Below are 19,281 nucleotides of genomic sequence, written 5' to 3'. Positions count from 1 at the left end.
AAATGTAAAATAATTGAGCCGATCGTTACTTTTCGCTAAGATTATTGGCGTAAGCACGAGCGGTGTTTAAAAATATCGCCCCTTCCGATTTGCTCCGGAATATTCCGCTTAGCGTCTTGCTGGGCCTGACGGACCCCAAAGATGTTGATTGGGGGCGGATTCGTGCGCTGCAGTTCAACGGAATCCAAGAACATAGTCTGCTGAAAATTATCTCCGCGATGGTGTGCGGCCTTTTGACTGTGCAATGGGGAATTGGCCGGATCGATATTTTGTTTCTCGGTCTCTGGCTGGCTGTGTTGAGCGCGCTTTATATCTATTCTCATTTCCTGTTGCGTAAACAGGCATCGTGGCAGCGAAAAAGTATCAATCGCTCTGATATGACCATAATTTATCTCACCTCACTGGCGGGAGGTTCGCTATGGGGTGCGGTGTTTTTGCTGTTTTCGTTCAACACCGACAATATGACGATGATACCGGTCTGGGCGACCATAATCTGCCTGATGGTGGGGTCGGCGATGATATTCTCCGCTGTTCCGCTCAGCAGCATCTTGTTCATTTCCTCGTCAAGCGCGGCGATGTTCTTCGGCTGGTATTATATTGGCAGTCTCCCCATGGCGGTGGCAACAGGTGCCATTGCAGTCTTGCTGATCTCCGCTTGCCTGATGACCGGTCGGTCATTCCTGGACAGCAAGGTCGCGGAAGCGAGCCTGAACGAGAAAAGCGAGGTGGTGAGCCTGCTCCTCAAGGAATTTGAGGACACCGGTGCCGATTGGCTTTGGCAAACTGACACAGCGCGGCGCATCACGCATGTCTCTCCGAGATTTGCGCATGCTCTGGGCGAGTCTCAGGAGGAGATCGAAGGCAAGCCATTTTTGCAACTGGTCGCTGGTGAATCCTGGGAAAGCGGAAATTTCTCTACCGCCCTGCACGAACTCGCGGACAAGCTAAAGCGACGCGATAGCTTCAGCAACATGCTGATTCCCGTCCAGATTAATGGAGAGAACCGCTGGTGGGAATTGTCCGCTTCGCCCAAGCTTGATGACAGCGGTGTATTTCACGGGTTTCGCGGTGTTGGGTCGGATATAACCGAACAGCGCGAATCGGCTGATAAAATTTCGCGCATGGCCAGATTTGACACGCTTACCCGCTTGCCAAACCGGTTGCAGCTGACCGAGGCTGTAGGAAAGGCAATGGCGACTGCCGAAAAATGGAACGGCCGTTGTGGCTTCATGATGATTGACCTTGATCGTTTCAAGGCGGTCAATGATACGCTTGGGCATCCGGTCGGCGACCGGATGCTGGGGCGGGTGGCTGACCGGCTTCGTTCGATCATGAGCGAGAACGAGCTGTGCGGTCGTCTGGGCGGTGATGAATTTGCCATCGTGGTCAACGAAGCGAGCGACACCCAATATATTGAACTGCTGGCAAAAAAGATCATCGATACGCTTTCACGGCCTTATGAAATTGATCAGCATACATTATATGTAGGTGCCAGTGTCGGCATGGCGATCGGCCCTCGTGACGGACGGACGGTCGAGATGTTGATGCGCAGTGCCGATCTCGCTCTATATCGCTCCAAGGATCAGGGTGGCGGTGCATATACCCAATATGAACCGAAGCTCCACGTTGATGCGGAAGAGCGGCGCGTGATGGAAATGGCATTGCGCAAGGCGCTGGAAAATGACGAATTGTCGTTAAACTACCAACCGGTGGTTAGCGCAGAGTCGGGCGGGGTCGTTGGGTTTGAAGCGCTGCTCCGTTGGACCAGTCCCCAGTTTGGCGTTGTTTCGCCAGCCAAGTTTGTGCCGCTGGCGGAAGAGGCGCGCTTGATCGTTCCGATTGGCGAATGGGTCATGCGCACTGCTTGTCAGGAAGCGATGGCGTGGCCATCCACGATAAAGGTTGCCGTAAACGTATCGGCGGACCAACTGACTGAACCGAATTTCCTTGATATGGTCGTGTCATCGCTCGAAGAAAGCGGACTGGCTGCAAATCGCCTGGAAATCGAGGTGACCGAAAGCATCTTCGTGCACGAGGCCACAGGTGCTACGGAAATGCTCGACAAGATTATTGCATTGGGCATCAATCTGTCGCTCGATGATTTCGGCACCGGCTATTCCTCACTCGGCTATTTGCGCAAAACGCGGTTTTCAACGATCAAGGTTGACCGCAGCTTTGTTCAGGGGGCCGCGAAAAACGCGCCGGAAAGCCTTGCCATCATCCGCGCTGTGGTGGCGATGGCAGACAGTCTTGGCATGTCTACGACCGCCGAGGGCGCGGAAACAGAAGAAGAAGTGAAGATGATCCGCAAGCTCGGGTGCCGAAAAATTCAGGGCTATTATTTCGGCCGGCCGATGATCGCGCATGACGCGAGGCAATTGTTCCGCACGTTCGAAGGCGACAATCTGGAGCACAATAAAAAGTCCGCCTAGACTTGTTCATGTCGGCTATTTTTTGGCCAGTCGTTTCTCTATTCCGCGCCAAATTCTGGCATAGGCCCGCGCAGCGGGGCTGCGCGGCGCGAAGCTGCCGACCGGCTTTTGCAATTTGGTCATATGTTCAACGGCGCTCGACATCGGGACAACGGGCCATTTGGGTTTTCTAATCAAACTCTCGTTGTGGATGGTCCGCCGCCGATCGACCATTGTGTATATTGGCAGCATCGGGGCGTGTTTCTTGCCGCTGCTGTTCAGGAATATTTGAACATCGGTGAGCGCCCGTTCCGACAAGGGGGAAGGAATGACGGGAACGATCACAATATCGGCATTGCGTAAAATCTGTTCGCTTGTCTCGGTCAAACCGGGTGGGCAATCGAGGATGATCCGGTCATAGCCTTTGCCCATTTCCTTGAGCAATTTTCCGAGATGCCGTTTTTTGTTGATCTGAAAAAACAGCCGGTCGAGGCCGCGCAGCGAGACATCTGCCGCCAATAGATCGAGATTCTCTATCGCGGTATGTTTGATCAACTTGCCCGGTTTGACATCGCCAGCGACCATTGCGCGGGCGCGGTCCTTTTCCGATTTGTCGCCGTTTAAAATGAAGGAAGCAGCGCCTTGCGGGTCAAGATCCCAGAGCAAAGTCCGCCGTGAGCTGCCGACAGCGCTATTCCACGCCAGATTGACGGCCGTACAGCTTTTGCCGACGCCGCCTTTCATACTGTAAATTGCGATTACCGACATTGTCTTTCCCGGTTGTTTTCAATGCAATCCGCCGAAAGAAAATCGTTTCAGATTATCTCCTGCACGATTTCCTGAGGACGACACAGTCTGACCCCCTTATCGGTTTCGACCAATGGCCGGTTGATCAGCATTGGCTCTCGCGCCATGGCATCCAATATCTGATCGGCCGTCGCGTCATCTTTTGTCAGCCCCAGCTCCTCAGCCGGTGAACCGCGGACTCTTAGGCCTTCTTGCGGGGTCATGCCAGCATCGCTGTATAATTGTTCCAGCTTGGCACGGCTGGGCGGATTTTTCAGATATTCAATCACTGTCAGGTCAACGCCGGGCGTTTCTTCCAAGATCGCCAATGTCTTGCGGGACGTACCGCATTTCGGATTGTGCCAGATTGTCGCTTTCATGATCTTCTCCTATTTTGGCGAAAAATTGCCATAAACACCAGATTGTCGACTGTTTCAAAGAAAAATCCGGCGCACGGACAATTCTCTGGTTGCGTATGATGACAAATCGCGATGGCTTTATTTCTTGGGTGTCAGCGCCGGAACCGCCTTGGCGGCATCTTCGGGATCGATGCCCGGGGGCGGTGCGGCGCTGAGCACCGCTTCTCCCCGCGCGACGCGGCCGGCGCGCTGGATTGCCTCGCGAATCCGCGGATAGGTGCCGCAGCGGCAGATATTGGTGATCGCCTCGTCAATCGCGGCCTTGGACGGATTGGAATTTTTCTTCAGCAATACCGCCGCAGCCATGATCATGCCCGACTGGCAGAAGCCGCATTGCGGGACATTTTCTGCCGCCCAGGCCTGCTGCACCGGATGGCTGCGATCGCGTGACAGCGCTTCGATCGTGGTGACAAAGCGGCCTTCCAGTTCGCCAATCGTGACCAGGCAGGAGCGGATCGCCTCGCCATCGATCTCGACCATGCAGGCACCGCAATCGCCCGTGCCGCAGCCATATTTGGTGCCGGTAAGATTGGACGCGTCGCGCAGCGCCCAGAGCAAAGGCGTGTCCGGATCCATGCGGTACCAGACCGGGCGGTCATTGACGGTGAATTTGGTCATCGGGCTTTACTCGTCATCCCGAACCTGTTTCGGGGTCTCGTGCGGGGGCATATGCAATAAGAGATGCTGAAACAAGTTCAGCATGACGCGATCGGTCCTTTACTCCCGCCAGCTTCGGTCCTGCGCGTCCACCAGTCGCACCATGGCGTCAAATTCCGGCACGCCCTGTTGCAGGGGGTCGATCGAAGCTTCGGACAGGCTGGCAAGATGTTTCCTGATCACCTCTTCACCAATCATCACCGGTTTGCCCATCGCCAGAGTCTGCATCTGGATTTCGCAGGCGCGTTGCAGCACCCAATGGTTGAGAAACGCTTCTTCCAATGTCCGGCCCATCACTACCGGTCCGTGATTTTCGAGCATCATCATCCGCTTGTCACCGAGGCTGGCGAGAAAGCGCGGACCCTCGTCCTCGTGCACCGTGATGCCTTCGAACTTGTGATAGGCGAGGCGCGGGACGATGGCGGCGGCGTAGAAGTTGATCGGCTGCAGCCCGCCTTCGACCGAGGAGACCGCCATGGTGGCGGTGGTGTGCGTGTGGATGATCGCGTGGACATCCGGCAGTTCGCGGTGGAACAGGCTGTGCTGGGTGAAGCCGGCCTTGTTGACCGGGTAGGTCGAGCCGTCGAGCGTGTTGCCCTCGATGTCGATCTTGACCAGAGTCGAGGCGGTGACTTCGCTGAAATGCAGACCATAGGGATTGATCAGAAAGGCGTCGTCCTCTCCGGGAACCTTGAGCGTGATATGATTGAAGATCATCTCGTCCCATCCAAGATAGGCAAATATCCGGTAGCAGGCCGCGAGCCGCTGGCGGGCCTCCCATTCTTTTTCGCTGCAGCTGGACTGGATATTGATTGCGGTGGCCATTTCTCTCTCCTCGAATCGGTGCATTCTATCGGCAGGGCCATTCTATAGCACAGTCGCAGAATGGCGAATGCAAAGCGCGTTTCATTCGCGCATAAAAACGTGGAAAAGCTTGCCTAGCCGCAAAGAAATTGATAGGCGGCCCGAGATTGAAGCAGAATGATTCTGCTGCAAACCCTTTTTTATGGCTTTTTAAATATTCAGCCGGTCCCGATTTTGCCCGGCTTGGTTACAGTTTTGAACGGAGTTATTCAGTCTTATGCAAATCATGGTTCGCGACAATAATGTTGATCAGGCCCTCCGGGCGCTCAAGAAAAAATTGCAGCGGGAAGGTGTCTATCGCGAAATGAAGCTTCGTCGCCATTATGAAAAGCCGTCCGAAAAGCGTGCGCGCGAAAAAGCTGCTGCCGTGCGCCGTGCTCGCAAGATGGACCGCAAGCGGATGGAACGCGACGGCCTGATCTAGGCGCTTCGGCTCATTTTTCTCCATAAGGTAGCCTGACCATGTCTGTCACGACGGTTCCGATACACCCCATCAAAAAAGGTTCGCTGACCAAAATCTGGCTCGGCGTGCTGCTGGTTGCGGTCGTCGCGCTGGTTCTTGCATATGCGGGTACGCAGAATGCGGTCGTGAACGGTGCATCCAACGAACAGTTTCTTGCTGCCAATGCCAAAGAAGACGATGTGGTCACAACGGACTCCGGCCTGCAATATATGGTGATCAAGCCTGGTGAAGGGCCGTCACCCACCGCTACCGATACCGCGCTCGTCAAATATGAAGGTACGTTGCGCGACGGCACGGTTTTCGACGCCAATGAGCAAGCGCCGATGCCGGTCGGCGGTGTGGTTCCCGGTTTCTCCGAAGCGCTGCAACTGATGCAGAAGGGCGGCGAATATCGCATCTGGATCCCATCGGATCTGGCCTATGGCGAGGCGTCTCCGGGTGAACAGGTTCCGGCAAACAGCCTGCTCATTTTTGATGTAACCCTGCTCGACTTTATCTCGGCAGCGCAAATGGAAGAGTTGCGCCAGCAGATGCAGGCCCAGGGCATACCCGGCGGACCACCTCCCGGCCCCTGATATATTATATCGCTGAATTAAGCGCGTTCCGCCTGCGCGACCGCCTCCGATGCGCGCAGCGCCGACAATATCCGCATCAGATGATGGACATTGTGCACTTCCAGATCGACATCGAATGTGTGGAACGGACCGTCGCGGTGTGACAGGCGCAGGTTAAGGATATTGGCGTTGTGAAATCCGAAAACCCCGGCCATTTCGGCCAGCGTTCCCGGCTTGTTGTGCAGCACCACGCATAGGCGTGCGGCGGCACCGTCGCTTTCGTTGCCCCAGCTGAGATCCACCCAGTCTGCATCCACGCCGTCGGCCAGACTCTGGCAATCGATCGTATGCACCTCTACATTTTCACCGCTCCGGCGCAGGCCGACAATGCGGTCTCCGGGCACCGGATGGCAGCATTCGGCGAGATTGAAGGCGACCCCGGGGGTCAGGCCCTTGATCGAAATCGCGCGATCCTGTTCGGGCCACTGCCGTTCGTCATCATTGTCATTGACGCTGCCGGGGCTGATTGCTTCCATCACCTCACGATCGCTGAGCTGGCGTGTACCGATCGCCATCATCAGGTCGTCAGGCTCTTCCAGTTTCAGCCGTTTCAGCGCTGCCTTCATCGCACGCTTTCCGATCTTGCCGGGCAGGCGTTCGATAATTTCTTCATAAAGCTCGGTGCCAATGGCGATCATTTCGTCGCGTTCCTTGAACCTTACGTTGCGGCGGATCGCGGCGCGCGCCTTGCCGGTAATGACAAAGGAAAGCCAGCCTGGCTGGGGTTCCTGCCCCTTGGATTTCAGGATTTCGACGACGTCACCATTTTGCAATTGTGTGCGGAGGGGGACGTGCCGGCCGTTGACCTTGGCCCCGACAGCCTGGTTGCCGAGATCAGTGTGCACGGCATAGGCAAAGTCGACGGTGGTGGATCCCTTGGGCATTTGCAGCAACGTGCCTTTCGGCGTGAAGGCAAAAATCCGATCCTGGTACATCGCCAGCCGCGTATGCTCGAGCAGTTCCTCGGCATCTTCCGCCTGATCGAGTATCTCGATCAGATCGCGGATCCAGCCGGCCTGCCCATCAGGGCGATTGCCCTGTTTATAAGCCCAGTGTGCGGCGAGCCCAAATTCATTATCCTCATGCATGCGCCGAGAACGTATCTGAATCTCGACCCGCATATTGTTGCCGTGCATGATCGTTGTGTGCAGTGACCGGTAGCCGTTGCGCTTGGGCGTGGAGATATAATCCTTGAACCGGCCGGGGACCATTTTCCATTTCTTGTGCAGGATGCCGAGCGCCCGATAGCATTCCGCGCTATTGTCTGTGACGACCCGGAATGCCATGATGTCAGTCAGCTGTTCGAAGCTCACGTGGCGCTCCTGCATTTTTCGCCAGATCGAATAGGGGTGCTTTTCCCGGCCACCGACTTCCGCAGCCAATCCACCGCTTTCCAGCGCTTTCTGGACAGACCGGGCGATCTTCTCGACCTGGCCTTCATCCCCTTCTTTGATCGCCTGTAATCTTTTGGTTATGGTGTCATAGGCTTCGGGCTCCATGTGGCGGAACGCCAGCAATTGCATCTCGCGCATATATTCATACATGCCGATGCGCTCGGCAAGCGGCGCGTAGATGTCCATGGTCTCACGAGCGATCCGTTGCCGCTTTTCCTCGCTCTTGATAAAATGGAGCGTCCGCATATTGTGCAGGCGATCGGCAAGTTTCACCAGCAGGACGCGGATGTCATCCGACATGGCCAGCAGGAATTTGCGGAGATTCTCTGCGGCCCGTTCGTTATCCGTCTGGGCCTCAATTTTCGAAAGCTTGGTCACGCCGTCGACCAGTCGCGCTATTTCGTTGCCGAACAGCTTCTCAATCTCTTCCGATGTGGTCAGCGTGTCTTCCACGGTGTCGTGGAGCAGCGCAGTCACAATTGTTTGCTGATCGAGTTTGAGGTCAGTCATCAGACCGGCAACCTCGATCGGATGGCTGAAATAAGGGTCGCCGCTGGCCCGTTTCTGGCCACCGTGTTTCTGCACAGAAAAAACATAGGCGCGGTTGATCAGATCCTCATCAGCATCGGGATCATAGGATCGGACCTTCTCCACCAGTTCATATTGCCTCAACATGGCATGAAGATGTCGCGCTTTGAAGACGGGAGCAACAAAAAAGAGCGCCGAAGCCGGCTCTTATGTTCGGGGGAACGGAACAGAGCCCGTGGCTTCGGCGCAATAGCTGACCGGCGGGTACCAGTAAACTGGCAGCTGATGGGAGCGAGACCGGTCAGGAGGGGATGATTTATTCAGTCATTGCACTTTGCAAGCGCAGCGGCATCAAATGGCTCACCTTTATAGGCGAAACTGGTCACCGGACCGAATTCATCGACGAGTTTGGCGCAGATTGTTCGGGGCGAAGAGCTGCTTCTTGCGCCAATACATTCCGTGCCGTCGCAGCGAAAAACGGTTCCCTTGACGATTTCCTGGGTGGCCTCGACCGGTGCCTGCAATTCGGCAGTATAGGCGATTGGCGTGCCGCGCGCTTCGGCCGTCGTTGCAGTGAATAGGGTGAGGGAAGTCATCGCCGCGATGCAAAACGTCATCGAAGCGCGAAGAGGGCTTTGGGAGAGAAGCATGATTATTCCTTTCGGCAGTCTGGTTCCGGGCCATTTGCATGGTGCCCGAGGGGAAGAAATTTCGGCTTGCAATCTAAGTTGCGAATCAATACTTATATTAATAAGTTTTAAGTTGCAACTAAAAATGTATATTTTTTTCGCACTCTCCAAAAAACTGGGTTAGGAACGGTTACATGGACAAAATCAGAGAAGATTTATCGAGTTTAACAGGCGGAGAGTGCAGTCTGCCCGTATCGCTGGAAGTCATTGGCGAGCGCTGGTGCTTCATGATCCTGCGGGCAGCTCTCAATGGTGTCGGGCATTTTGAGGATTTTCTGTCGGAAATCGGCATAGCCCGGAATATCCTGGCCAACCGGCTGACCCGCATGGTCGAAGCAGGGATTATGACCCGCAGGCCCTGTGATCATGACAAAAGAAAAGTCGAATATCGGCTCACCGACAAGGGGCAGGATCTGCTGCCGACGATGATTGCACTCCGCCAATGGGGAGAGCGATGGGAAACCGGTGTTCCGTCCAATCCGATTTTGTGCGATTCGCGCGACCGCCAACCTATCGGCCCGATCACCATGCGCGCCCATGATGGCAGGATTCTGGAAATGGAAGACCTGTGCTGGATCGACGAATCAGACTTGAATGCCGATGCAGACCGGGTCGGCCGCGACGATATGGTTGTGCGCCATTTGAAAGAAATTGGTGAGTCTTCGGCGGCTTGAAGACTCCGCCCGTCTGTCCCTATTCGGTTACGTACATACTGTTTTTCGGCTGTGCCATGACGCGGCGAACCATCGGTTCAAAAAATTCCAGCGGCGCCGTATCATAGTTGGCGTCGAAGGCTGTCTGGTCATATTTTGCACAGAAATCCGCACAATCCTGGAAATGTTCGTGACCCCGATATTGGTCGCGCATGTCGCGGTCCTGACCGAGATAGTGGAAAAAATAATAGCCCTGAAAAACACCATGTTTCTCGGCAATCCAGTGGTTTTTCTCGCTGACGAAGGGCTTCAGAATGGCCGCTGCGACGTCTGGATGATTATAGGTACCAAGTGTATCGCCGATATCATGAAGCAAGGCCATCACGACATATTCCTCGTCCCGGCCATCCCGATGTGCACGGGTTGCGGTTTGCAGGCTGTGTTGCATCCGGTCGATCGGAAAACCGCCAAAATCACCGTCTAGCAGTTTGAGATGGTCCAGTACCCGGTCGGCCACTTTGCTGGCAAAGGGACCAAAATGGCTGCCGATAATCTGCCAGTCTTCCTGCGTGCCCTCTTCCATGGAAGGGAATTTTGCCCGGACTTCGTTGGGACCGCCCATGATGCTCTCCTTATCTCTGTTTACCGGTGTCCAGCCAGATTCTCTGCTCCAGCAATGCGAACAACCGGGCAATGCTGTCAGAAACCTGCCGTTTCGCGGCTTATTTGCACAAATGATAGGCGATTCTTTCCCAAGCGGCAATGCCCCGCTATAGATGGCGCTATGGCCGTTATGGAAATCCGCCCCCAGCCGTTTTTTGGCAACAAGAATCGTGCATTCTGGAACCTGCAATCCGCAGGCTGGGCCGGTGCGCTTATTTTGCGTGCGGTTGGCGGCATTTCCAACGGGCTCCCGCTCGGCTTCCTGGTGCCGGTGATTATTTCGACCATTACCGGCTATTCGATCTCCCTTCTCCTGTCGGTCGTGTACAAAAATCTGTTGCACCGGCGCCCGATTGTGACGTGGAGCAGCACCGCGGTTATCCTGACGATAGCGGCGTCGCTTTACGCGTTCATCGATGCCTGGGTTTTCCTCATCCAGAATCCCGCGTCAGAAACCGCGTTCGGGACATTATTTTTGGGTTCGCTGTTTCTGGGTATCATGCTGCTCGGGGCCTGGTCGGCGCTTTATTATGCGATCAATTTCTTCCTTCGCGTCGAAGAGCAAAATGATCAGCTGTTGCAACTGGAGGCCCAGGCCACCCGTGCGCAGCTTGCGATGCTGCGCTATCAGCTCAATCCGCATTTCCTGTTCAACACGCTGAACAGCATATCGACGCTGGTGCTGCTACGACAAACCGAACCCGCGAATGCGATGCTGTCGCGCCTGTCTTCTTTCCTGCGGCATACCCTGGTCAACGAAGTACACAGCCGGGTGACCCTTGCGCAGGAGGTGGAGACACTCCATCTGTATCTTGATATCGAGAAAATGCGCTTCGAAGAACGCTTGCGATCACATTTTGATATTGATCCGGCGGTGCGTGACGCGCTCTTGCCGTCACTATTGCTCCAACCGCTTGTGGAAAACGCCATCAAATATGCGGTGACACCAAAGGAAGAGGGCGCGGATATCTCGGTTTCGGCCCAGCTTGACGGGGACAAATTGCGTATCACCGTTTCCGATACCGGACCGGGACAAATTGGCCCGGCTACTAGCAAATCGGCGTCTACGGGTGTCGGTCTGGGCAATATTCAGGAGCGATTAAACCAAGCTTATGGAGAAGCCGCGACATTCGAAACGCGGTCGTCTCCCGGCGAAGGATTTTCGGTCTTTATAGCGCTGCCGTTTGAAACGCGGGAGCAGATTGAACGGGAAGCCGCGGGCGATTCGGCAACCGATGAACAGGTAAGAAACGAAGCAATTTTTGGGGAGCATGCATCCAGCGATGACCATCAGCGGGAGCCGGTCAATATACCGGCGATGGCATCCTTTCAGCATAAGGATTTAAAAACATGACGATCAGAACGATATTAGTCGATGATGAAAAGCTCGCGATCCAGGGTTTGCAGATCCGGCTCGAAAAATTCGACGACATCGAGATTGTCGATACTTGCCGCAATGGCCGGGAAGCGATTCGCAAAATCAAGACGCTCAAGCCCGACCTGGTGTTTCTCGATATCCAGATGCCCGGCTTTGACGGATTTTCAGTCGTCCAGGGAATCATGGAGATCGAACCACCGCTGTTTATATTCGTGACCGCCTATTCAGAACATGCGGTTCGGGCCTTCGAGGCAGAGGCGATCGATTATCTGGTCAAACCGGTCGAGGAAGACCGGCTGGCGGATGCTATTGACCGGGTGCGCAAGCGGCTTTCCGAAAAGCGCGGCGCTGACGAGATCGAAAAGCTCAAGTCCGTTCTCAGTGAAGTCGCGCCGGATGCCATGGCCAATATCGATGAATCTGAAGAACCTGCCTCGGCCAATCGTTATGAGAAGCTGATAAATGTGAAGGACCGCGGCCAGATTTTCCGCGTCGATGTCGACACGATCGAACGGATTGATGCGGCCGGTGATTATATGTGCATCTATACAGCTGATAATAGTCTGATTTTGCGGGAAACGATGAAGGATCTCGAAAAGCGTCTTGATCCGCGTCACTTCCAGCGGGTGCACCGTTCAACCATCGTCAACCTCAGTCAGGTTCGCGAGGTCAAGCCGCATACCAATGGTGAATGTTTCTTGGTTCTGGGGTCGGGCGCGCAAGTGAAAGTGTCTCGTAGCTATCGTGATGTCGTCGCGCGCTTTGTGCATTAGGACCTAGCTTCGACGTTCCTGGAAAAAATCCACCAGCAGTTTCGCGGTGGTCTCTTCTTCCATCCCGGCATAGACTTCCGGTTTGTGATGGCATGTCGGTGATTCGAAAAACCGCACACCGCTATCCACCGCGCCGCCCTTGGCATCGCTGGTGCTATAATAGAGTCGGCGGATGCGGGAATGAGCAATAGCGCCGGCACACATGGTGCACGGCTCCAGTGTCACCCAAAGGTCGCAATCATCGAGCCGGTCGTTGCCCAGAAATTTTGCCGCCTCGCGAATCGCGATAATTTCTGCATGGGCGACAGGATCATGATCGATTCGGGTGCGATTATGGCCGCGTCCGATAATTTTTCCGTTCCGGACGACGACCGCACCGACCGGAACCTCGCCAATCGTCCCTGCTTCCATTGCAAGGGCCAGCGCCGCCTGCATGAATGAAGTAAAATTTGCTGTTGCCATGGGATGCGCCTAGCGGGAATGGTTATCAAATGCCAGTTAGGCTGTTGGACAAGGAAAAGCGCCGCAATGCTTGACGTATCGCAGCTTTGTGGTTATCGGGTCCCACTTTCCCGCTGGGAATCACTCATTAACAAGAAATTGGACGATAGCGATGTCGCGGATTTGCGAACTGACAGGTAAGACTCGGCTGGTAGGCAATAATGTGTCTCACGCCAAAAACCGGACCAAGAAAACATTTTTGCCCAACCTGCAAAATGTGACCCTTTTGTCCGATGCTCTCGGCAAGGGCGTAAAACTTCGGGTATCTACCCATGGTTTGCGTTCTGTTGAACATGTTGGCGGCCTCGACAATTGGCTGTTGAAAACCTCCGATGACAAGCTGAGCCTGCGGGTCAAGCGTATCAAAAAGGAAATTGCGAAAAAGCAGGCTTCTGCCGCTTAAGCGATTATTTTTTTTCGAGTGATGAAAAGCCGGGGTTCGCTCCGGCTTTTTCATTTTGGCGTTCAGGGTCGCGTCTTTTCTGCATTTGCTTACCCTTCAGCAGCCGGAATTTGAAGAATAGCGATTCCTGTAATGTGCTGAAATTATCGTCCGACGCCATCCACACAATCATATCATCCCCCTCGCGCGTGACCGCCAGCGCCTCCATATTGTCGACTTTCAACGGTGGTTTCAATATGGCGATCGGGATCGAGGTCGCGACTTTGTCTGGCTGGAAATCGCCGATTTGTACGATCGACAATATCGCGGAAACTCCCTCGAAGGGTGTGAACCGGCGGTGCAGCATCAAGGCTGACTTGTCGTCAATCATGGCGGCATCGGTCAAATTATAGCCCTGCGGCGGCTGATATCCGAACGGCACAGCTTTGCTGGCCGGTTCAGAAGGATCGGTGACAAACATGAAGGCCTGGTAGCCGCCTTTTGAATATTCTGCGGATTCCGAAAAGACGAGAAAACGGCCATCGGGTAAACGGAGCATGGCTTCTGCGCCGCCGTTTTCCGGCCATTGTTGCATCTCGGGTGGGGAATGGGAGGATTGTTTGCGTGCGAAGGAATGGCCATAGCGCCAGATGCTGTGTTGATGCTCATAGCCAACCCAAAATTGTCCGGTCTCCGGGTCGTGCAGCAACGATTCGGAATCCCAGTTTTTTCTCGCAAATTCATTGGGTTTCGCCGGGCCATCAGGCAGCGGTGCAATGAACGGGCGAATCGCCTGATGCTTGTGCTCATCGAATGTGAAGCCGGCCAGCGTACCATTGTCGCTGAGCATCAGGAAGCGGTTGTCCGGCAGGGCCAGCATCGACGATATGCCGCCAAATTCGCCATTGTCACTAGTGATTTTCCAGCCGCCGAGGAAGGAGAGTCGTCCAACCCGCGTCCGGCTCGGGTTTCTGGGATCGAAGGCTATCGGTTCGAATGACAGATATTGGCTGTCATTTGCAGGTGGCACAGGCCCGCGCACATAGGTAATCGGCACGAGAAAGAAAAAGAGCGACAGGCAGGCAAGCAAGCGGGTCATCGGGCGCGCATAATCGATTTGTCGCTTCAAATATAATCTATTCTGGACGCTTGTGCGCCACCTGCGCTAGACGCCGGACAAATAGTCAGGAAAGCGCGAATATGAAAAAAATCTATCCGGATGCGGCCGCCGCTCTCGAGGGCCTTTTATTTGATGGCATGCACCTTTGTGTCGGCGGTTTTGGCCTGTGCGGGATACCCGAACGGCTGATTGATGCGCTCCAGCAGGACGGGGTCAAGGAACTGACCATCGCCTCCAACAATGCCGGGATTGACAATGAAGGATTGGGCAAGCTGCTTCGTTCCCGACAGGTGAAGAAGATGATCTCTTCCTATGTCGGGGAGAATAAGGAATTCGAACGGCAGTATCTTTCCGGCGAGCTGGAAGTTGAATTCTGCCCGCAGGGAACGCTGGCGGAACGCTGTCGCTCCGGTGGTGCCGGCATCCCCGGTTTCTACACCAAGACAGGTGTCGGGACACAGGTAGCCGAGGGCAAGGAGCACAAGGATTTCGATGGCGAAACCTATATTCTCGAGCGCGGGATTTTTGCCGACCTCTGTTTGATCAAAGGCTGGAAGGCGGACAAGGCAGGCAATCTGATGTTCCGCAAAACAGCGCGCAATTTCAATGCGCCGATGGCGACGGCAGGCAAGATCTGTGTCGCCGAGGTCGAGGAAATTGTCGAAGTGGGCGAGCTGGATCCGGATTGCATCCATGTCCCGGGTATCTATGTGAAGCGCCTGATCAATGGTGCGCCCTATGACAAGAAAATCGAATTTCGCATGACCCGGGAGCGTGAAGACGCCTGATGGCTCGACTTCGCCTATCTCTGATCGCTTTGATCACTCTGCCGCTGTTGTCCGGCTGCGTGGCTGCGCTCTTGCCGCTCGCGGCGCTGGGAACCATAGGTAAAGGTGAAATTGATCGCGCCCGAGCGAAACGGGAACTGGTTGCCGCTGGTGCCATTGATCTGGCGATGCCGGTTGGCTCCGTTATAATTGGGCCGGACAGCGGCGTTGCAGATGCGTCTCCTGCCGCTGGCAAGCAATTCTCTGGACAAGGCGGTGTCTTTGAAGTTGCCGAGGTCAACCTTGATGGTGCTGCTGCGGATTCTATTTCGCAATATTTTCAGCCTATTGGTCCCGGCGCTTCGCCTTATGCCGGTTTTGCGGCCCATGCATTGGAGCAGTCGGCCAGGCTGGAAGCAGGAGAGGGCGTCGAATCGGTGGTGCTGATTCCACGGGTCGATATATTCAAGCCCGAAACCGTGGATTGTGCGGGAAAACCCCTGGCCGTGGCGATTGACCTCGACAACAAGACGGACCCCGAATGGATCAAGGCCAAGACGCTATATCGGCAAAATGGTCTGGTCGAAGTACTGCTGAGCCTGCGGGCTGCCGAAATAAGCGTGATCTGGTTGTCTGATCAGCCTGCTGCAGCATCAGAGAGAATTTCGGCCATCCTGAACGAGGCTGGTTTTTCACAGGCTGGATCAGATGATTTCCTCTTTCTCGACCGCGGCGGAGATGATCGCAAACAGGTCCGGCGCTGGGATGCAACACGCAACTATTGCATTGTCGCAATAGCGGGTGACGACCGCGCCGATTTTGATGAACTTTACGATTATTTGCGAAACCCCGATGGCGCGCTTACGCTGGAAAAAATGTTTGGAAACGGATGGTTTCTGACACCACCGCCTCTCGTGGAAGCGACGGAAGCAACAAACGCACTATCAGATGATAAAGAAGGATAAATATGCCCTGGACTCGCGATGAAATGGCCGCACGGGCGGCACAGGAACTGCAGGATGGTTATTATGTGAATCTCGGGATCGGTATCCCGACGCTGGTCGCCAATCACATTCCGCCAGGGGTTGAGGTCACGTTGCAAAGCGAGAACGGGATGCTGGGGATCGGGCCATTTCCCTATGCGGACGAAATTGACCCTGATCTGATCAACGCCGGCAAGCAGACGATCAGCGAACTGCCTTCGTCCAGCTATTTCGGCTCTTCCGACAGCTTTGCGATGATCCGTGGCGGACATATCGATCTGACTGTGCTGGGCGCGATGGAAATTGCGGAGAATGGCGATATCGCCAACTGGATGATCCCCGGCAAGATGATCAAGGGCATGGGCGGTGCAATGGATCTGGTTGCAGGGGTGAAAAAAATCATCGTTGTGATGGACCATTGTGCGAAAGACGGCAGCCCGAAGTTCATTCCGGAATGCACCTTGCCGCTGACCGGAGCCAATGTCGTGGACATGATCATTACCGACCTTTGTGTTTTCCATCGTGTCGACCACAAGAGTCCTTTCAGGCTGATCGAGCTGGCTCCGGGCATCAGCGTGGAGGATGTCGCGGCAAAAACCACCGCTGCCTATGAAATTGCCCTGTAAATATTGATCATGAGAAGAACTCTGGCGCTGCTACTGGGGTTTGCGGCCCTGTTGCTCGTCGGCTGGTACGGGTATCGCGCTCTTGTTCAGCAACGGGCTGGTTTTCCTTTATCAGTGGCGGCGGCGGCAGACCGCAAAAACACGCTGCCGGTCGAATCCGGCGACTGGAAGGGCAAGATTGACTATCACGGCCTCGACAGAAGCTTTGCGGCGCTGGCGGCCCGGACCGAAATGGCGGGACTGGCTATAGCGATTGTCGAGGATGGCGAGATTCGCTTTGTTCACACCTACGGGGTGACCGACAAAATTAGCGGCGAGCGGGTAACGCCCGAGACGGTGTTCCGCTGGGCCTCGGTTTCCAAGGGTGTTGCGGGTTCGCTGGCGGCCAAATTGTCAGAAGAGGGCAAGCTCAACCTGGATGCGCCGCTCAGCAGCTGGCACGGGTCGTTACGGCTCCCCGGCGGTGCGGAATCGCGGGTAACGGTGGCGCAGCTTCTGTCGCACCGGACCGGCCTCACCAAAAATGCCTATGATCGCAAGCTGGAGGATGGCGAAAGCCCCGGCCTGCTGCGCGCCCAGCTCGGGCAGGCGCCGCTGCAATGCCTGCCCGGCACTTGTCATAGCTATCAGAATATCGCGTTTGACGCGGTTAGCGAGATTTTGGGCCATGTTGCGGGAACATTATATTCCGACGCGGCCCAGAAGCAGCTGTTTGCTCCGCTCGGGATGAAGAGCGCGCAATTTGGCATGGCCGGCCTAACCGGCGCAAAAAGCTGGGCGCGGCCGCATCATGGTGATGAAGTGCAGACGCTCTCGGAATCCTACTGGCGTGTGCCAGCAGCTGCGGGCGTCAGCAGCAATATTGTTGATATGGCCCGCTGGCTCCAGGCGCAAATGGGTGGGAATGAAGATGTACTGTCGCAAGCGGCGCTGACCTTGGCCCATGCTCCGCGGGTCAGGACGGCGCGCGTCTATAGCGGCGATCTTGCCCGTGCTCTTGGCGATCCATCTTATGGTCTTGGCTGGCGGAATTTCACCTATGCCGGACGGCAATTGGTAGGTCATAGCGGAGCGGTGGATGGTTTTCGTTCGACATTGATATTCGATCCCGTGGCCCACACCGGCGTGGTCGCGATGTGGAACAATGGTTGGGGACGGCCTTTTCGGATCCCCTTTGCAGTGCTCGATAGCTATTATGGTCAGTCGGCAAATGACTGGCTCGATCTGTCGGATCTGCCGTCGCAGGAAGACCGGCAATCATTGCCGCCCCTATTGAGCCAGGCCGGAACGGCAACGGCACCTGGCGAGTGACCCGCGACATCAAAAGCGCTTTGAAGAGCGATTCTTAAAGATAGGAGCAAATATGCCCAAGAAAGTCAGCGAAGAAGCGCAGGAAATAGCTGCGCGTGTCGAGCGTTTCGTCCGCGACAAAATTTTTGCCTATGAAAAAGACGATCGTTGCGAAGACCATGGCCCGACCGATGAACTGGTGCAAGAAATGCGCGTGCTCGCCAGAGAAGCCGGAGTCTTGACACCGCATATCCGGGAGGATGGCAGTCACCTGTCGCACCTTGAAACCGCTCTGGTGCTGCGCAAGTCCGGCCTTTCTCCGCTGGGGCCCTTGGCGGTCAACACGTTCGCGCCGGATGAGGGCAATATGTATCTGCTCGGCAAATGCGCCTCCCCGGAGCAGAAGCAGCATTTTCTGGCGCCGCTGATTTCCGGCGAGGCACGTTCTGCTTTTTTCATGACGGAGCCGGCAAGCGAAAATGGTGCGGGTTCTGATCCTATGATGATGCAAACCACAGCAAAGCGGGATGGCAACCATTGGGTGATCAATGGTCGAAAGACTTTTATCACTGGTGCAAAGGGAGCTTCGGTGGGGATTGTGATGGCAAAGTCCGACGAAGGAGCAACAATGTTTCTGGTCGACCTCCCGGACCCGGCGATCAAAATTGAACGGGTGCTGGATACGATTGATAGTTCGATGCCGGGCAGCCATTCGGTGGTAAAACTTGATAATCTTCGCGTTTCCGCAGACCAAATGTTGGGAGAAAGCGGAGAAGGTTTTAAATATGCCCAGGTGCGACTGTCTCCGGCCCGTCTGACCCATTGCATGCGCTGGCTTGGTTGCTGTGACAGGGCGCAGGAAATTGCTGTTGATTATGCCTGCAATAGACAAGCCTTTGGCAAGCCGCTGATCGACCACGAGGGTGTCGGGTTCATGCTGGCGCAAAATCAGATCGACCTCAAGCAGTCTGAATTGATGATCGACTGGTGCGCTTCGGTGCTCGACACCGGTGCGATAGGGACAACCGAAAGTTCAATGGCCAAGGTCGCGGTGTCCGAAGCGCTGTTCCGCATCGCCGACAATTGTGTTCAGGTGATGGGCGGTACCGGTCTGAGCCAGGATACTGTTGTTGAGCAGGTGTTTCGCGAAGTGCGTGCATTTCGCGTCTACGATGGTCCCACAGAAGTCCACAAATGGTCGCTCGCCAAGAAAATAAAGAAATCACACAAGCTTGCCACCCGAGGATAAGGCAAGGTCAGCAACCAGCGCTTCGCTCTTGCCGGTCATCAAGCAGGAGGGCTTTGACCGAGCGAACCGCG

At 55.2% G+C, this 19,281-nt stretch carries 21 protein-coding genes; 12 read left to right on the top strand and 9 right to left on the bottom strand.

What is annotated here, in order from left to right; translation table 11 throughout:
• The first annotated feature begins 62 nt into the window (after window positions 1-62).
• The gene (locus ACN0WX_RS01285) at window positions 63-2,432 is read left to right on the top strand and encodes a putative bifunctional diguanylate cyclase/phosphodiesterase (protein WP_417620465.1); all 2,370 of its coding nucleotides are present in this window, start codon (window positions 63-65) and stop codon (window positions 2,430-2,432) included.
• A gap of 15 nt (window positions 2,433-2,447) precedes the next feature.
• Here the strand turns inward: ACN0WX_RS01285 and ACN0WX_RS01280 are convergent, their stop codons facing one another.
• The 4 genes from ACN0WX_RS01280 to ACN0WX_RS01265 form a co-directional block, all read right to left on the bottom strand.
• The gene (locus ACN0WX_RS01280; protein WP_417620464.1) at window positions 2,448-3,179 is read right to left on the bottom strand and encodes a ParA family protein; all 732 of its coding nucleotides are present in this window, start codon (window positions 3,177-3,179) and stop codon (window positions 2,448-2,450) included.
• Between the two features lie 47 nt (window positions 3,180-3,226).
• Window positions 3,227-3,577 carry an arsenate reductase (glutaredoxin) gene (gene arsC / locus ACN0WX_RS01275; protein WP_417620463.1) on the bottom strand — a complete coding sequence of 117 codons (351 nt, stop codon included), beginning with the start codon at window positions 3,575-3,577 and terminating at the stop codon, window positions 3,227-3,229.
• 117 nt (window positions 3,578-3,694) lie between these two features.
• Entirely contained in the window at window positions 3,695-4,234 is a 540-nt protein-coding gene (locus ACN0WX_RS01270) for a (2Fe-2S)-binding protein (RefSeq protein ID WP_417620462.1), read from the bottom strand.
• Window positions 4,235-4,333: 99 nt separating this feature from the next.
• Complete coding sequence (locus ACN0WX_RS01265) at window positions 4,334-5,098, bottom strand: class II aldolase/adducin family protein (RefSeq protein WP_417620461.1); 765 nt, start codon at window positions 5,096-5,098, stop codon at window positions 4,334-4,336.
• A 256-nt stretch (window positions 5,099-5,354) separates the two neighbouring features.
• Between ACN0WX_RS01265 and rpsU the strand changes: the two genes are divergently transcribed.
• Together rpsU and ACN0WX_RS01255 are read left to right on the top strand one after the other, a co-directional pair.
• Window positions 5,355-5,561 carry a 30S ribosomal protein S21 gene (gene rpsU / locus ACN0WX_RS01260; RefSeq protein ID WP_067197663.1) on the top strand — a complete coding sequence of 69 codons (207 nt, stop codon included), beginning with the start codon at window positions 5,355-5,357 and terminating at the stop codon, window positions 5,559-5,561.
• Window positions 5,562-5,599: 38 nt separating this feature from the next.
• On the top strand, window positions 5,600-6,175 hold the full coding sequence (locus ACN0WX_RS01255; protein ID WP_417620460.1) for an FKBP-type peptidyl-prolyl cis-trans isomerase: 576 nt from the start codon (window positions 5,600-5,602) through the stop codon (window positions 6,173-6,175).
• Window positions 6,176-6,192: 17 nt separating this feature from the next.
• On the opposite strand, the gene ACN0WX_RS01250 is transcribed toward ACN0WX_RS01255, so the two are convergent.
• Together ACN0WX_RS01250 and ACN0WX_RS01245 are read right to left on the bottom strand one after the other, a co-directional pair.
• Complete coding sequence (locus ACN0WX_RS01250) at window positions 6,193-8,283, bottom strand: RelA/SpoT family protein (RefSeq protein ID WP_417620459.1); 2,091 nt, start codon at window positions 8,281-8,283, stop codon at window positions 6,193-6,195.
• A gap of 173 nt (window positions 8,284-8,456) precedes the next feature.
• Window positions 8,457-8,786, bottom strand: a complete 330-nt coding sequence (locus ACN0WX_RS01245; RefSeq protein ID WP_417620458.1) for a CC_3452 family protein — start codon at window positions 8,784-8,786, stop codon at window positions 8,457-8,459.
• Between the two features lie 173 nt (window positions 8,787-8,959).
• Between ACN0WX_RS01245 and ACN0WX_RS01240 the strand changes: the two genes are divergently transcribed.
• A complete protein-coding gene (locus ACN0WX_RS01240; RefSeq protein ID WP_417620457.1) occupies window positions 8,960-9,499 on the top strand; it encodes a winged helix-turn-helix transcriptional regulator in 540 nt (179 codons plus the stop codon).
• A gap of 19 nt (window positions 9,500-9,518) precedes the next feature.
• Here ACN0WX_RS01240 and ACN0WX_RS01235 read toward each other — a convergent pair whose 3' ends face one another.
• Window positions 9,519-10,100, bottom strand: coding sequence for an HD domain-containing protein (locus tag ACN0WX_RS01235; protein ID WP_417620456.1), 582 nt, complete (start codon window positions 10,098-10,100; stop codon window positions 9,519-9,521).
• Window positions 10,101-10,262: 162 nt separating this feature from the next.
• Here ACN0WX_RS01235 and ACN0WX_RS01230 point away from each other — a divergent pair, with 162 nt between their 5' ends.
• Together ACN0WX_RS01230 and ACN0WX_RS01225 are read left to right on the top strand one after the other, a co-directional pair.
• Complete coding sequence (locus ACN0WX_RS01230) at window positions 10,263-11,495, top strand: sensor histidine kinase (protein ID WP_417620455.1); 1,233 nt, start codon at window positions 10,263-10,265, stop codon at window positions 11,493-11,495.
• The gene (locus tag ACN0WX_RS01225) at window positions 11,492-12,292 is read left to right on the top strand and encodes a LytR/AlgR family response regulator transcription factor (protein WP_417620454.1); all 801 of its coding nucleotides are present in this window, start codon (window positions 11,492-11,494) and stop codon (window positions 12,290-12,292) included. Before ACN0WX_RS01230 ends, ACN0WX_RS01225 begins: the two co-directional genes overlap by 4 nt.
• 3 nt (window positions 12,293-12,295) lie before the next feature.
• Here the strand turns inward: ACN0WX_RS01225 and tadA are convergent, their stop codons facing one another.
• Window positions 12,296-12,754: a tRNA adenosine(34) deaminase TadA gene (gene tadA, locus ACN0WX_RS01220; RefSeq protein ID WP_417620453.1), complete on the bottom strand. Its 459-nt coding sequence runs from the start codon at window positions 12,752-12,754 to the stop codon at window positions 12,296-12,298.
• A gap of 151 nt (window positions 12,755-12,905) precedes the next feature.
• Here tadA and rpmB point away from each other — a divergent pair, with 151 nt between their 5' ends.
• A complete protein-coding gene (rpmB, locus tag ACN0WX_RS01215) occupies window positions 12,906-13,196 on the top strand; it encodes a 50S ribosomal protein L28 (protein WP_417620452.1) in 291 nt (96 codons plus the stop codon).
• A 4-nt stretch (window positions 13,197-13,200) separates the two neighbouring features.
• Here rpmB and ACN0WX_RS01210 read toward each other — a convergent pair whose 3' ends face one another.
• A complete protein-coding gene (locus tag ACN0WX_RS01210) occupies window positions 13,201-14,304 on the bottom strand; it encodes an esterase-like activity of phytase family protein (protein ID WP_417620451.1) in 1,104 nt (367 codons plus the stop codon).
• A gap of 71 nt (window positions 14,305-14,375) precedes the next feature.
• On the opposite strand from ACN0WX_RS01210, the gene ACN0WX_RS01205 reads away from it, so the two are divergent.
• The 5 genes from ACN0WX_RS01205 to ACN0WX_RS01185 are packed head-to-tail and all read left to right on the top strand — an operon-like array spanning window position 14,376 to window position 19,210.
• Window positions 14,376-15,083: a CoA transferase subunit A gene (locus ACN0WX_RS01205; protein ID WP_417620450.1), complete on the top strand. Its 708-nt coding sequence runs from the start codon at window positions 14,376-14,378 to the stop codon at window positions 15,081-15,083.
• Complete coding sequence (locus tag ACN0WX_RS01200; RefSeq protein WP_417620449.1) at window positions 15,083-16,027, top strand: hypothetical protein; 945 nt, start codon at window positions 15,083-15,085, stop codon at window positions 16,025-16,027. Before ACN0WX_RS01205 ends, ACN0WX_RS01200 begins: the two co-directional genes overlap by 1 nt.
• Before the next feature lie 2 nt (window positions 16,028-16,029).
• Window positions 16,030-16,671, top strand: coding sequence for a 3-oxoacid CoA-transferase subunit B (locus ACN0WX_RS01195; protein ID WP_417620448.1), 642 nt, complete (start codon window positions 16,030-16,032; stop codon window positions 16,669-16,671).
• A gap of 9 nt (window positions 16,672-16,680) precedes the next feature.
• Entirely contained in the window at window positions 16,681-17,982 is a 1,302-nt protein-coding gene (locus tag ACN0WX_RS01190) for a serine hydrolase domain-containing protein (protein WP_417620447.1), read from the top strand.
• A gap of 52 nt (window positions 17,983-18,034) precedes the next feature.
• Window positions 18,035-19,210: an acyl-CoA dehydrogenase family protein gene (locus ACN0WX_RS01185; RefSeq protein WP_417620446.1), complete on the top strand. Its 1,176-nt coding sequence runs from the start codon at window positions 18,035-18,037 to the stop codon at window positions 19,208-19,210.
• The last annotated feature ends 71 nt before the right edge of the window (window positions 19,211-19,281 follow it).

The organism is Parasphingorhabdus sp. (assembly GCF_048269915.1).
In the GTDB taxonomy this organism is placed as follows: Bacteria; Pseudomonadota; Alphaproteobacteria; order Sphingomonadales; family Sphingomonadaceae; genus Parasphingorhabdus.
Note: the sequence above shows the minus strand (reverse complement) of the source record. Positions and strands in the feature narration are given on the sequence as shown.